Raw genomic sequence first — 14,454 nt, 5'->3', positions numbered from 1 at the left:
AGCATGAGCTTGCCTCTGTTTGATACCCATACTCACTTTGATGTTGCCGATTTTGATACTGATCGGCAACATTTGGCTGAGCAAGCAAAACGTGTTGGGGTAGAGGCACTGGTCCTCATTGGTTTTCTTGAATCACGATTTGATGCGTTGATTCAGACACATCAGCAATTAAAAAGCTGGAAGAATGTTCCGTGCTCTTATCTTGCCCCAGGTTTACATCCGTTTTATATCGAACTGCATCAGACTGAACACTTACAACGTTTAGAGCAGGTCCTGCAGCAGCAGGACTGCGTAGCTGTGGGTGAAATTGGTTTAGACACCTTTTTAAAAGAGCATAAACAGCCTGCACTTTTTGCCAAGCAGCAATCTTATTTTTCTGAACAACTGGAACTTGCTAAGCAATATCAAAAACCTGTGTTATTGCATATTCGCAAAGCACATGCAGAAAGCATTGTCATTTTAAAAGCCCAAAAATTTAAATTCGGTGGTATCGCTCATGCCTTTAGTGGTGGGGTGGAAGAAGCCAAGGCCTTGGTCAAACTCGGTTTTAAAATTGGGGTGACAGGGCAAATCACCAATCCAAATGCCAAAAAATTGCATCAAGTGGTGCAAGCTATTGGTAGCGAACATTTGGTGATTGAAACGGACTGTCCTGATATGACGCCGTTGTGTTGTCAAACATCGACTGAGCATCGTACCCGCAATACGCCGGTGAATTTACCTTATGTTTTGGAGAGCCTCGCACAGACACTGGATCAGTCTGAGCGGTCGCTAACAGCTCAACTCTGGCAGAACTCATTGGCTGCGTTGAATTTAAAAATTTAAGAAGAATAATACAGTAATCTCGATAAAAATAAGATAACCAAAAGGGAACACATTCTTTTCTAAACAGGCTTACATTAAAGAAAGAACATCATAATAAATAAATTCGCCAATACTGGGAGGGCAACCGAATGGCCAGATATAGCAAAATCAATAGTTTCAATGCATTACAAATACTCACGGTGGGTGCAAAATCCTATCAAATTTTTAACCTCCCACAAGCCGCACAAACATTGGGTAATATTGATCACTTACCCAAGTCTTTAAAGGTCTTACTCGAAAATTTACTCCGTTTTGAAGATCAAAAAAGTGTAAAAGTAGAGCATATTCAAGCCCTAGTCGATTGGCAAAAAAACAGAAGCTCTGATCAAGAAATTCAATATCGGCCTGCACGTGTACTGATGCAGGATTTCACAGGGGTTCCTGCCGTGGTTGACTTGGCTGCCATGCGTGCTGCAATGGCACAAGCGGGTGGCGATCCGAATTTGATTAATCCCTTGTCCCCTGTCGATTTGGTGATTGACCATTCCGTGATGGTCGATCATTTTGCGGATAAAGATGCCTTTGCTGAAAATGTCGAAATTGAAATGCAACGCAATGGTGAGCGCTATCAATTCCTACGCTGGGGACAATCGGCCTTTAATAACTTTAGTGTTGTCCCGCCGGGTACAGGGATTTGCCACCAAGTCAATTTAGAGTATCTGGCTCAAGCGGTATGGTTAGGGGAAGATGAGGGACAAACCTTTGCATTCCCTGATACCTTGGTGGGAACAGATTCACATACCACCATGATCAATGGCTTAGGTGTGCTGGGCTGGGGTGTTGGCGGGATTGAAGCTGAAGCGGCGATGCTTGGACAGCCTGTATCCATGTTAATTCCTGAAGTCATCGGTTTCAAACTCACAGGGAAATTGAATGAAGGCATTACTGCAACAGATTTGGTTTTAACCATCACACAAATGCTACGCCAAAAAGGCGTGGTTGGTAAATTTGTCGAATTTTATGGCGATGGTTTGGCCGACTTGCCTTTGGCTGACCGCGCCACTATTGCCAATATGGCGCCTGAATATGGTGCGACCTGTGGTTTTTTCCCGATTGATGACGTGACCTTGGCCTATTTAGCGCTGACAGGTCGTGAGCAACAACGGATTGATTTGGTTGAAGCGTATAGTAAAGCGCAGGGCTTATGGCGAAATGCAGGTGACGAACCCGTTTTTACCGATACGTTGAGCTTGGACATGAGCACAGTGCAGGCCAGTTTGGCAGGCCCTAAACGTCCGCAAGATCGTGTTTTGCTGTCAGATGTACCTAAAACTTTTCATGACTTGATGGAACTGAATCTCAAGCCAGCCAAAGAAGCCAAAGAGCGTTTAGAAAATGAAGGTGGTGGCACGGCTGTTGAAGCTAAAAAAGCCAATCTACCGCATGAGGAGCCATCTTGTACTATTGATGGAAAATCTTACCCATTGAACCATGGTGATGTGGTCATTTCAGCCATTACCTCATGTACCAATACTTCCAATCCCAGCGTGATGTTAGCCGCGGGACTTCTTGCCAAAAAAGCCATTGAAAAAGGCCTACAGCGTAAACCGTGGGTGAAAAGTTCGCTTGCACCTGGTTCTAAAGTAGTGACCGACTATTTGGCTGCGGCAGGTTTAACACCGTATTTGGATGAATTGGGTTATAACCTTGTCGGTTATGGCTGTACTACGTGTATCGGTAACTCTGGACCACTGCCTGAACCGATTGAAGAAGCCATTCAGTGCCATGATCTTAATGTCGCTTCAGTGCTTTCAGGCAACCGTAACTTTGAAGGGCGTGTGCATCCGCTCGTGAAAACCAACTGGTTGGCTTCGCCTCCTTTGGTGGTGGCTTATGGTTTGACAGGCAATATCCGTACCGATCTGACCACACAACCGATTGGCCTCGGCAAAGATGGGCAAGCGGTTTACTTGAAAGATATTTGGCCAAGTCAGGCGGAAATTGATCAGGCGCTACAGAGCGTGAATACCGCGATGTTCCATAAAGAATATGCCGCAGTATTTGATGGTGATGCTGCATGGCAGGCAATTCAGATTCCTCAAAGTCAGACCTATGCTTGGCAAGAGAATTCAACCTATATTCGCCATCCGCCATTTTTTGAAGAGATTGGTCAGCCACCAAAACCGATTACCAACATTGAACAGGCACGTATTTTGGCTGTGCTTGGAGACTCGGTCACCACCGATCATATTTCCCCAGCGGGTAATATCAAGAAAGACAGCCCCGCAGGACGCTATTTGCAACAGCAAGGGGTTGAACCCAAAGACTTTAACTCTTATGGGTCTCGACGTGGCAACCATGAAGTGATGATGCGAGGCACTTTTGCCAATATCCGCATTAAGAATGAAATGTTGGGCGGTGAAGAAGGTGGAAACACGATCTATATTCCAACAGGAGAAACCTTGCCAATTTATGATGCTTCTATGCTTTATCAGCAGCAGCATACACCATTAATCATTATTGCTGGGAAAGAGTATGGCACAGGCTCATCACGTGACTGGGCTGCCAAAGGCACGAACTTACTGGGAGTTAAAGCGGTGATTGCCGAGAGTTTTGAACGAATTCACCGTTCCAATCTAGTGGGTATGGGAGTATTGCCATTGCAATTTATCGATGGACAAACACGCCAATCCTTAAATTTGACAGGTCGTGAAGTGCTTTCGATTCATGGACTATCGGATGATCTCCAGCCGCATCAAACCTTGGGAATTCAAGTGTTTCGAGAAGATGGTAGCCAAGACCAATTTACAGTGTTGTGCCGTATTGATACCTTGAATGAGGTGGAATACTTTAAAGCTGGCGGCATTTTGCATTATGTACTGCGTAATTTAATTGCAGCCTAATCTCAATGGAATAAAGCCCTGTCAGTAGCAGGGCTTTATTGTGGAATATTTAGCTTAATAGACGAGATGGTCGGTTTAGTATCCATGTTCCTAATGGATTAAAGTAAAGCGAGTCGATTTCAAAAAAATTACTAGATTCTATTTTGCGGAGAGTTAAAGTTTCAAAGCCTTCTTCTGCTGTAAACGTATCTTTTTCTGAAAATAAAGAATTTTCTGCAAGTTGATACAATAAGAAACTACTTAAAACATAGGATGCATATTCTATTTTTAGATTAATACTTCCATCCGGTTTACCAAATTGATGCATTCCACAGGAATAGATAGAGTCATTGTCTGAAACTGTAGGAATAAATGCTTTATATAAATCTAATAGATTCATCGCGTTAAATTTTAGCCAATCATGATGAGAGTGGGTCAGTCCAGATGTTTCAACTTTAACTGCTAGTCCTCCTGCTTTAAGTAGAGCTTGTCCTAAGAGCAGGGCTTGTTGGGCAAGTTCAATACTTCCACCATCACAAATAACATAAATCACCATCTTATGTTGATCAATTGCTTGTAGCTCATTTTCAGAGAATCGTCCTAAACTAAAAGATCTAAAAATCTGACTTACATTAGGATCATTGTCATGCTCTTCTATTTCGGCAAAGTATTCACTTTCTAGTGATTTAATAATTAAACCTGCATAAATATAGCCAGTATCGTGTGCCAATAATGAATGCAGAAGTGCTTGATGGCTTTCCCAGACTCCAGGAATGCATAAAATAATTTTTTGATTCATTAGTTATAAGTTTTAGGCATATTTGATTGTTTATAGTATCGCAAAAGATATATATACCCCATGGATACAGGGTTCTATGGTACATATTTATATGTTGAGCATTTGAATATATTGGGCTTTGTTAAATCTCTCAGCCTACATTCAATCCAAGGTCGTATTCAGGTAAAATGAACACGATTTTACCGATATAGATGTACGCATGACTGATCTGCAACATGATGAATATGACCGCCGTTTTGCTGGTGTAGCCAAAATTTATGGAGACGAGGCCTTTTCATATTATGAAAAAAGTCATGTGATGGTGATTGGGATTGGTGGTGTAGGTTCGTGGGCAGTCGAGGCTTTAGCGCGTACAGGGGTCGGCGAATTAACCCTCGTTGATATGGACTCAATTGCGGCTTCAAATGTTAACCGTCAACTGCCAGCCATGAGCTCAACCTTGGGACATGAAAAAATTGAAGTGATGGCCGAGCGTTGTCGATCCATCAATCCACGGATCAAAATCAATTTGATCGATGATTATTTGACTCCAGAAAATGTCAAAGAAATTTTAGAACATCGACCAGACTTAATTTTAGATTGTATTGATGACGTCAAAGCTAAATTAGCACTGATGTTGCACTGTCGTTTTAATAAGATTCCATTGATTGTTTCAGGGGGAGCGGGTGGTAAGCTCGATCCACTAAAAATCCGAGTGGCTGATCTATCTAAAACCGAACAAGATCCAATGTTAGCAAAACTTCGAACCCAGTTACGTGGCATGGGGATTTGTAAAAAACCAAAAGAAAAGTTTGGCATTAGCTGTGTCTATTCGATTGATAATCCATTTTCCAGTGCAGATGTGTGTCCAAGTGCAGGCCTACGCTGTGGTGGCTATGGTTCTGCGGTGGTGGTGACTTCAAGCTTTGCGATGGTGGCAGTCGCGGAAGTGCTGAAAAAATTAGATGGAATGAAAGCGAAAAAATAAGACTGTTTTAGGTTTAATTGGACTGTATAAGTCGATATATTGATACAGTCCGTAGACCATAAAAAATATTGAAATCAATAGAAAAAAGAGAAAAGAAAAATGAGCTTTTTAAAAAAATTATGGGGTTCCCAAAAACAAAAAATGCCTGCGAATGAAAATGCATACACTACATTTTGGCAATGGTTTCAGCAGCATCAAGAGCATTTTCACCACATTGTGGATCAAGGCAGTAAAACTGAAATCGAGCGAGATTTCTTTGATCGACTGACGCCTGAATTGGAAAAAGTCCATAGCGGCATCTTTTTTCTGACAGGCATGCTGACCCCGCAAACAGCTGAATTAATTCTTACCCCCGATGGCATCATTCCAAATATTGTTTTTGTGGAAGAGCTGATTGCTGCTGCACCTGAGATTGCAGGGTGGAAGTTCACTGCGCTTAAACCTGAAAGCGATATTCATCAAGTCGGGATTAATATGCATGGTTATGAGTTTAGTCAGGAGACTTTGTCTTTTTATTTTAACCAGCAAACCGAATATCCCGATGAGATTGATCTGGTCGTGGTACATGAAGAATATAATGCAGCTGAAAACGATGCGTTTTTACAGGCTGTATATATTTTCCTCGATAATTATTTGGGCGAGTATGATGCGGTCACCAAATTGGACAATGTTTCTGTCCAGTCTAAACAATATGCCGAAAAAGAATTGCTACCGATTAACTTGCTCAAAAACATTTTAATTTTAAAAAGCAGTGAAATTTCAAGATTAGACAAAATTACACGCTCAAATACGGATGCCGATGAATTTGTCAGTTTGGAGGGAGAAACCAATGAAGGTCTACCGTTGCTGGCGACTTTAAATCGTACGCTTTTAACATGGGATCAAAAAGCTTCGCATCCATGGATGATGCTGATTGAAATCTCCTATGATGGTCAGTATTCAAATGGCATGCTTGCATCTACAGATTATGAGCTATTGAATTTGATTGAAGATGAATTATTACAAGAACTGAAAGATGTGGATGGCTATTTAAATATAGGCCGTGAAACGGGTAATCACTTAAGAACCATATATTTTGCGTGTAAAGAGTTTAGAAAACCATCCAAAGTCATTGATCAAGCGATTGAAAAATATAAAGACAATTTTGAAATAGAGGTCAGTCTGTTTAAAGACAAATACTGGCGTGCTCTGAGTAAATTTACCGCTTAATCATTTATATAAAAGAAGAGTTCTCCTGAAGAACGTTTAAAATATAAAGGGTTAAAGTAACTCAATGACTCATCTTTCAGAGCGTTCCAAACCTGATTTTAAAATAGTAGCTTTAGGGATCATTTTGAGTTGCGGTGTTGCATATGCTATTTATTCAACCGTTCGTCATTTTTATGTTTTAAATCAGGTCAATGAAGCCAAAGAGATGATGAGTGATATACAGTCATTATTGGTTTGGTCTATGCATCAGTATCATGATGATGTCACGCAGGCTTGTCATTTAAAAAATATACAACAGATTGCGCAATCTGTAGAATTTCAAAATATGAATCGTATTTTAAAATTACAGGATCAAATTCATCAGCAAAGTCAATTTGTTGAACAGATCAAAGTGAATGCCACACCTGATTTACACCACTGTATAACCACGGCTTACTTTAGAAAAGAACCCTTTGTCAGTGCGCCTATTGCAGGAAAATATATTTCTTATCATTATGATTTTAAAACTGAAACAATCAAATGTGTCACCAATATACACAAGCGTGCTTTAGTAAAAGCTTGCACTCGGCTATAACGGTGAAACATAAAAAAGCGAAGCAGATGCTTCGCTTTTTTCTTTTAAATCAAGGTTCTAAATTACTGGGCTAGAGTGTGTTCTTTTAAATAATCTTCGGTACGTTGCATTGCATCTTTAATGTTGATAATCGCATTTTCAACATCGGCAAAAGTCTTGGCATTACCACCACTTAAAGCCTGACGCCACTTGCGAGCACCCGGAAGGTTTTGGAATAGCCCAAGAATATGGCGGGTGATAATCGACAATGGCGCACCCTCAGCCATACGCTTTGCAATATATGGCAGCATTTGGTCGATAATTTCAAAACGATCAGGCAGATCCAAATTCCACAATTGACCCAGTTCAGCCAAAAGGTAGGGATTATGATAGGCCTCACGACCAATCATCACACCATCCACATGTTTGAGATGCTCTTGCGTTTCAGCAAAGGTTTTGATCCCGCCATTAATCTCAATGAGTAGATTTGGACGTTCTTGCTTTAAACGATAGACATCTTCATAACGTAGTGGCGGAACGTCACGGTTTTCTTTCGGAGAAAGTCCCTGAAGCAAGGCAATACGTGCATGTACGATAAAATTATCACAGCCCGTTTTGGCCACGGTATCGACAAAATGCAGCATTTCTTCATAAGAATGCATGTCATCAATCCCGATACGGTGCTTCACTGTCACTGGAATATCTACTGCATTCTGCATTTCAGCGATACATTCTGCAACGAGGTCAGGTTCTGCCATGAGGCAGGCACCAATTTTATTGTTTTGTACACGGTCACTTGGACAGCCGACATTTAAGTTGACTTCATCATAACCCCAGTCTTGTGCCATTTTGGTACAAGTGGCTAAGTCTTTAGGGTTTGAGCCACCGAGTTGTAAAACGATCGGGTGTTCTTCATTGTTATAATCGAGATGTCGGTTTGCACCGCCAAAAAGGATCGCACCAGTGGTCACCATTTCTGTATAAAGGATGACGTTCGGGTTAAATAGACGCGCAAAGAAACGATAATCTTTGGTTGTCCAATCCATCATCGGTGCAACACTGATTCGTGGAGATTGAGGGGTTTCAATGGTTTTGTCAGTATTCATTAAAAATCAGACTCTTGATCAGTGTTCATCAGCTTTTGTCTACAAATACATGGTGAAAAACCTATGTCTTGGAGCAGAAGCGAGGTGCAAAAGAATATGTGGAATGGTCTGTGGGAGCAGACACGAACAAAACGAAATGCGGTGCTTCATTTTTATTCAGGTATTTCCGATAGCGCGCAATACTATCATAAAAATGAAATTGGTTCATTTGGCAGTGCTTGTTGCTTTGCGGAGGAGGCGGACGCTACGAGACGGTATTTATTTTAAGATACAACTCATGCTACTCAAGGAATTGACTCAAAAGCTAAGTTGGTGGGGGGATCAAGATGCTTTGGATCAATTGAATTGTTTAAAACGCTCAATCGGCCATTTTATATAAATAACCGATTGAGAATACTATTCAACGCTATAAGTATATTTACATTATTTTTTCAAATTATTCGTGTAAGCAAGAACAATTTGCTGCGAAATATACGCCAATTGGCAATTATCACTTTCATGATGAGCATGTGCGAATAGATCTGACTCATGGTTTGAGCTTGGAATTTTATACGTCGTTGTAAGCGTAGTTGGTGTGCTTGCATGTTTATTTTTTACGGTAATCGGGAAGGTTCTTCCTTCAAATACCGTACCCCAAACAGGAACATCTTTAAGTTTGATTGGGTCAACTTTATACGGGTCTTGTTCAAGAATCGTAAAGTTGGCAATTTTCCCAGATTGAATGCTTCCGAGTAAATCTTCTTTACGCCAAGAATAAGCCGCTTCAATGGTAATGGCACGTAAAGCAGCGTCGACACTAATTCGCTGTTCTGGCACAGCAACCCGGCCATTAACCGTTATACGGTTCACACCAGTCCATGCTAAATACAAAGGATCAGCCGGTGCTACTGGTAAGTCAGAATGGAAGGAAAGATGCGGTGTTTGTTTTAAAATGGAGGCACTACGCACCATTGTATCTGCACGTTTACGACCTAAACCCTCTACAAACTTATCTGCAAAACCGACTGGGTAATAAGGATTTACGCTAAAGATGGCTCCATTTTTAGCTAACTCTACAATTTGTTCTTCTGTTGAATTGGCAAAATGTACGACGACAAAACGATGATCCATCTTCGGATTTTCTTGCATACGTTTCTTTAATGTTGCAAGTACAACATCAGTACCATGATCACCATTCACATGGATATGTAATTGGTAACCAGCATCCCAGAATAATTTAGCACGGCGTTCCAAGTCTTCAGGTTCAATCATCCATTCGCCATGATGACCATCGGTATACGGTTCTTTCATTTGCATAAATTGGGAGATAATCGCGCCATCTGCAAACAGTTTAATTTGTTTTGGGAAGAACATGATTTTTTTGCCTGAAGTCTCAGGGGCTTTAGCAATGGCAGCTTCGACCGCAGGTAATGCATTCTCTAGGCCGACTTTATTTACGATGGCACGGCCATCAGCCAAGAAAGTGGAATACATTGGGGTGTCATCAGCACCTAAAATCTGTTCATACAGTTTCCACATTTCAGGTGTAGCGATTGCCCCTGGTTCATTGTAGGCAGTAATACCATTGGCATGGGTATAGGCTATCATTTGTTTTAAACCGAAAGTCAGTCGTTTAGGTGTAGCCACTAAACCTAAAAACTTAGGCATGACTGCGGTTTCCATAAAACCCTGTTCCCAAAAATGTCCAGCTGCATAGTCCATCATCTTGCTGGCAGGCCCCAGATTTGCAAAGTCTTCTTGCTTAAGATTCATTAACTTGAGTGCAGCTGTGTTCAAGTACACTTCATGGCAAGAACGCTGCCAAATAATAATCGGGCGTGTTGAGCTGATCTTATCCAATGTCGCTCGGTCAATCGGTCCGTGCCATAGTTTATGATATCCCCAACTGATTAATAGTTCATTTGGATCTTTTAAATTGGCGTCTGCTTGCTTAAGTTTTGCAAGGTATTCTTCGGAAGAGTGAGCTGCTTTGAAGGTATGGTCGGGTAAATTCCAATCTTCAGTGGCAATTACTTCGGTTGCAAGCGTGAGCGCACCAAGGACAGGGTGTAAGTGTTGATCGATAAACCCCGGCATAATGATTTTATCTTTAAATTGATCATTGATTTTAATTGATGACTTGCCAGCCTGTTTTTTAAGTTGAGCAACAGTTCCCACCCCAATAATTTTTTTACCTCTGACTGAAACCGCGGTAGCCTCTTTTTGTGAAGATTCCATCGTAATGACTTTTTTCGCTGGGTAAATGATGATCTCTTCACCATTATTGGTAATTTCTGGACGAGGGTTGGCTGTATGGTCTTTTGCATTGCTGTAACCAGATAAGGTCGATAACAAAAAAATAGAGGATAGCGCTGCAAGTGAATTTTTCATTATGTTTCATTCCATGAACAATAAATAATTTGAAAAGATAAAAGCGATTTACAACGTGTAAATATCGAAGATGAATCAATCTATGACATAGATGTGTTGTTAAAAATACGTTTAAGGACGATTGTTGAATTGCCATGTAAACGAGCCGAAATTCTTGATTTTGGTGCTATATATCTAAATTTAGGCATCCATCTATTAGAAAATCGACAAGTCATTTTTCAGCTTTCACAGATCCAATATCTATAAAGTACTTTTAGGCCGCCGTGCCAAGAATGAAGAGTATGTTCCATATAGTACCCATTTCATTTGTATTGCTTTACGGTGGAAATTTATACATTTTTGGTAATGCTGGCTTGTATCAAACAGCTGTTTTGTGCCAAATCTTGGATATGCAATATTTAACAAATGAAATCAAAAGTTTGCGGTATTTTTCATTTTTCTATTCACTTATTGAATTAGAATATTTTGAGGTGATGGGTTATCTGCTGCAGGTTTTTGGATTAAATATTTATAAAATTAGGTATCCAGCCTTAGTTCGACTGAATACCAGAGATACGGATAAATTTAGGGCATTTGAGTATTGAGGGTGAATAGCCAAACAGTGTCAAAAAAGTTCGACTCATTTGTGCATGATCATAAAATCCAACACGATGGGCGACGGTCGCAATTTTTTCACCGCTTTGAAGGGCAAGAAGTGCACGTCGATAGCGCCGCCATAGTACATACGACCTCAGCGGCATTCCAATGTCATCAGCGAATAAATGAGACAATCGATCTTTTGAAAGATGTAACATTTGAGCAAGAGAATTTAGCTCTGGAGGTTGATTACTTTCAAGCAAAGGTAAAAGTAGATCAATTCGTTCATCTCGCAGGTGCTTGGCATTTGTACGTGGTAAAAGGGTGAGTGCCAATTCGTCAGATAGTTCTTCAATACCTTTATAATCAGCTAGCTCAAAACGAGATTGAAGTTCATCCGAAAGCTCGGAGAATCGATCAAATTTGAGGGGCATGAAGTCTTGACGAGCAACCAATCTCGAAAGTGGCAGAAAATGACGATTGCCAGGTTCAAAATTTAAACTAAAAAAAGTACTGTCTGTGGTCCGTAAACGACGTATAACCTCTGGTGCGACTAAAGCAGCCTTTCCTTCAAAGAGCAGATTTCCTTTGGGATCTGAAAATGCAATTTTTTGATCTGTAGTTGACCAAATGAGAACCGCGGCAGGTCGGCGTGTTGGACCTGTTTCAACAGCTTGAGCATTGACGATGACCATATGGTCGGTGAGATGTGCGCGTATAGGCGTTCGTTCAATTGAGTTGTGCATATTTTCCCTGTTCAATATTTGCTTCCTGCAATGATGGGAGAGAATAGGTTGAATATTTCTACATTGAAATTAGACTTAGCGTTAACAACATAAGTCAGAATTTTTATGTGGTTTATCCTATGTGTAAAATTATAAAAGCAAGTTTCTGGAGCTACTAAAAACAGATATCCATTTCGGATAATGGTTTTATGGGCTTCGTGACCTGATCCAATTTTGATCGCTAATATAATTTTGCAGAATATTAGTGCTATTTAAAATTCATAAAAATTGCAAAATATGCCAATTCTAAAATAGATGTCACAAAGCGTAATTTGTAGAGTTTAGCTGGCTTTTAAGTCAAACATTCTGTAGCTAAAATTAATATAAATCATTTTTTTCAATGACTTATGTGTTTTATAATGCACTTGGCCAATATGTTTAGCACTATTCATCTAGTCCTATTCAAAATCCGTCTATAACGTAGCTGTTTGATACAAGCCAACAAAGTCGACGTTGTATAAATTGCCATTTCAAGGACATAAAATCACAAACAAAATGAGAGCATATATGGAAAATACTCCTCATTTCTGGCAAGGCAGCCTAAATATACTCGCGGACTTAAAGTACTGTAAAAATGCAAAAAGCTTTCAGTATGCATTTCAATAGCTGATCAATCGTTCGGGACAGGTGTTCGAGTGATGGCATGATGGCTAAGAAGTCATGCTAATACTAACGCATTCAAATTTTACGTATTCAATAAATATTTAAAACTAACGTCTTGTAAAAAAGGGGTTGGATAAATGCACCTTAATGAAAATTAGGGACTATTCATCAGGATTAGATAAATCATTATTTAATCAAGGATAGTAAATGCTTATCAGAGGAAGAGTAGGCATTTACTGGATTAAATCTTAACTAAAGGATTAGAAATGAAGTTGAATCAGAAATATCTTATTGTTGCGATGTTATCAATCATCGCAGGAAATACCTTTGCTGCGGGTCTTGAGCGCTCCTCACAGCAAATTGACGCCCTCTTTGAATCTGGCACTTATGCAGAAATTGGTGTGACTCATATTGTGCCAAAAGTAACGGGTAAAGATATAGATGGACATTCTATTTCTGACGTAGCTGAAGATACGCAATCATTCAATTATGCCGTAAAAACAAATATAACCCCGAAGCTACGCGTAGCTGTTATTTATGATGAGCCTTATGGGGCGAAAGTAAAATTTGAGGGTGAAAATAACTTTATTGCAACCAATTTACCTGCCTCAGATGCCAATACTCGCGTTGAAGTAACGTCGAAAAATATTACGACATTACTGGGCTATAACCTGAATAAAAATGTCATGATTTATGCTGGCCCGGCACTGCAAGAGATTTCGGCTGAAACACATTTACGCGGTAAAACTTATGGCTTAAATAGTGGTTATAACATGACCTTTGACGATATTGCAGTAGGTTGGGTTGCGGGGATGAGCTATGCCAAGCCAGAAAAGGGGATTTTGGCTTCATTAACCTATCGCTCTGAAATCGAACATGAGTCAACAGTAAATGAAGATGTTCCTCTGGCAGATATCATATTCGCTGGTAATTATTCACATGATAATAAAGGTAACATTACGACACCTGAATCTGTGAACTTAAATATGCAAACAGGTTTAAATCCGACTACCTCATTGTATGCAAAAGCTCGTTGGGTGCCATGGAGTGATTTCGCCTATTATCCACCTGTGTTAAAAGCTACAACACAGGCTGCTGTTGGACGTGGCTTGCCTTTGGTGAATTATCATGATGACCAAACTTCAGTTGAGATTGGTCTAGGAAAGCGTTTAAATCCTAATCTTGCAATTTCAGTCTCAGGTTTGTGGGATTCAGGCTCTGGTGATCCAGCACCAACGTTAGGCCCAGTGAAAGGTTATTGGGGGGCGGGTTTAGCGGCAAAGTATAATATTAATAAAAATGTCGCATTCAGTTTGGGCGGTCGCTATATGTGGTTTGGTGATGCTAAAGGTGAAGTATCAGGCGGTCGTCTTGTCGGAGATTTTAAAGACAATACGGGATATGCAGTTGGGATGAAACTCTCTTATAAATCTAAATAAGACATTACATTTTTTGACTCCTTTGAGGTATTCCTTCTTTCTGAAATTATGGGAGAAGGAATTTTTTTAAGAAAAAAATCTTCGTATAACTCGGCTAGATAGAACTTTAGGCAATGGTAGAAGCATGATGGGGATAATTTATTTTGTTCTAAATTTTTCCACATAATGATGATTAAACAGGAAAGAGGAGCAAAGATTTTCAGCAATCCTTTGAAAATTTTAAAATTATGAAGAAGGGTTGCTTATTGTCCAAAAGTGGTTGTGATTTTGCTGTCCAAAAATTGCAAAGAATGGTGGTAAGTGAGTTTAATTTAATCAATAGAAGCGTATAGTAATATAGCTTAAATGAGTGTTTCACCAT

10 protein-coding genes are annotated in these 14,454 nt (G+C 40.1%); 6 read left to right on the top strand and 4 right to left on the bottom strand.

Annotated elements, in window-relative coordinates; genetic code table 11:
• Positions 1–9 precede the first annotated feature (9 nt).
• Both RR876_RS08530 and acnA read left to right on the top strand, forming a co-directional pair.
• The gene (locus RR876_RS08530) at positions 10–825 is read left to right on the top strand and encodes a TatD family hydrolase (RefSeq protein ID WP_332477293.1); all 816 of its coding nucleotides are present in this window, start codon (positions 10–12) and stop codon (positions 823–825) included.
• 128 nt (positions 826–953) lie between these two features.
• Complete coding sequence (gene acnA / locus RR876_RS08525; RefSeq protein WP_332477245.1) at positions 954–3,707, top strand: aconitate hydratase AcnA; 2,754 nt, start codon at positions 954–956, stop codon at positions 3,705–3,707.
• 49 nt (positions 3,708–3,756) lie between these two features.
• Here acnA and RR876_RS08520 read toward each other — a convergent pair whose 3' ends face one another.
• Positions 3,757–4,485 carry a hypothetical protein gene (locus RR876_RS08520; protein WP_332477246.1) on the bottom strand — a complete coding sequence of 243 codons (729 nt, stop codon included), beginning with the start codon at positions 4,483–4,485 and terminating at the stop codon, positions 3,757–3,759.
• Between the two features lie 199 nt (positions 4,486–4,684).
• On the opposite strand from RR876_RS08520, the gene RR876_RS08515 reads away from it, so the two are divergent.
• From RR876_RS08515 to RR876_RS08505, 3 genes are all read left to right on the top strand, one after another.
• A complete protein-coding gene (locus tag RR876_RS08515; RefSeq protein ID WP_332477247.1) occupies positions 4,685–5,452 on the top strand; it encodes a tRNA threonylcarbamoyladenosine dehydratase in 768 nt (255 codons plus the stop codon).
• A gap of 99 nt (positions 5,453–5,551) precedes the next feature.
• The gene (locus RR876_RS08510; RefSeq protein ID WP_332477248.1) at positions 5,552–6,661 is read left to right on the top strand and encodes a DUF695 domain-containing protein; all 1,110 of its coding nucleotides are present in this window, start codon (positions 5,552–5,554) and stop codon (positions 6,659–6,661) included.
• Between the two features lie 64 nt (positions 6,662–6,725).
• Positions 6,726–7,235, top strand: coding sequence for a hypothetical protein (locus tag RR876_RS08505; protein ID WP_332477249.1), 510 nt, complete (start codon positions 6,726–6,728; stop codon positions 7,233–7,235).
• A gap of 62 nt (positions 7,236–7,297) precedes the next feature.
• On the opposite strand, the gene dusA is transcribed toward RR876_RS08505, so the two are convergent.
• The 3 genes from dusA to RR876_RS08490 form a co-directional block, all read right to left on the bottom strand.
• A complete protein-coding gene (gene dusA, locus RR876_RS08500; protein ID WP_332477294.1) occupies positions 7,298–8,302 on the bottom strand; it encodes a tRNA dihydrouridine(20/20a) synthase DusA in 1,005 nt (334 codons plus the stop codon).
• 441 nt (positions 8,303–8,743) lie between these two features.
• On the bottom strand, positions 8,744–10,690 hold the full coding sequence (locus RR876_RS08495; protein ID WP_332477250.1) for an amidohydrolase: 1,947 nt from the start codon (positions 10,688–10,690) through the stop codon (positions 8,744–8,746).
• Between the two features lie 530 nt (positions 10,691–11,220).
• Positions 11,221–12,012 carry a helix-turn-helix transcriptional regulator gene (locus RR876_RS08490; protein ID WP_332477251.1) on the bottom strand — a complete coding sequence of 264 codons (792 nt, stop codon included), beginning with the start codon at positions 12,010–12,012 and terminating at the stop codon, positions 11,221–11,223.
• 908 nt (positions 12,013–12,920) lie between these two features.
• Between RR876_RS08490 and RR876_RS08485 the strand changes: the two genes are divergently transcribed.
• Positions 12,921–14,093 carry an outer membrane protein transport protein gene (locus RR876_RS08485; protein WP_332477252.1) on the top strand — a complete coding sequence of 391 codons (1,173 nt, stop codon included), beginning with the start codon at positions 12,921–12,923 and terminating at the stop codon, positions 14,091–14,093.
• The last annotated feature ends 361 nt before the right edge of the window (positions 14,094–14,454 follow it).

Origin of the sequence: Acinetobacter sp. (assembly GCF_036666595.1) — a bacterium.
In the GTDB taxonomy this organism is placed as follows: domain Bacteria; phylum Pseudomonadota; class Gammaproteobacteria; order Pseudomonadales; family Moraxellaceae; genus Acinetobacter.
Note: the sequence above shows the minus strand (reverse complement) of the source record. Positions and strands in the feature narration are given on the sequence as shown.

Bases quoted from the DNA above. Each gene is read 5' to 3' on its own strand.
- RR876_RS08520 (WP_332477246.1), bottom strand. From the start codon at position 4,485: ATGAATCAAAAAATTATTTTATGCATTCCTGGAGTCTGGGAAAGCCAT.
- RR876_RS08505 (WP_332477249.1), top strand. From the start codon at position 6,726: ATGACTCATCTTTCAGAGCGTTCCAAACCTGATTTTAAAATAGTAGCT.
- RR876_RS08490 (WP_332477251.1), bottom strand. From the start codon at position 12,012: ATGCACAACTCAATTGAACGAACGCCTATACGCGCACATCTCACCGAC.
- RR876_RS08485 (WP_332477252.1), top strand. From the start codon at position 12,921: ATGAAGTTGAATCAGAAATATCTTATTGTTGCGATGTTATCAATCATC.
- RR876_RS08515 (WP_332477247.1), top strand. From the start codon at position 4,685: ATGACTGATCTGCAACATGATGAATATGACCGCCGTTTTGCTGGTGTA.
- RR876_RS08510 (WP_332477248.1), top strand. From the start codon at position 5,552: ATGAGCTTTTTAAAAAAATTATGGGGTTCCCAAAAACAAAAAATGCCT.
- acnA (WP_332477245.1), top strand. From the start codon at position 954: ATGGCCAGATATAGCAAAATCAATAGTTTCAATGCATTACAAATACTC.
- RR876_RS08495 (WP_332477250.1), bottom strand. From the start codon at position 10,690: ATGAAAAATTCACTTGCAGCGCTATCCTCTATTTTTTTGTTATCGACC.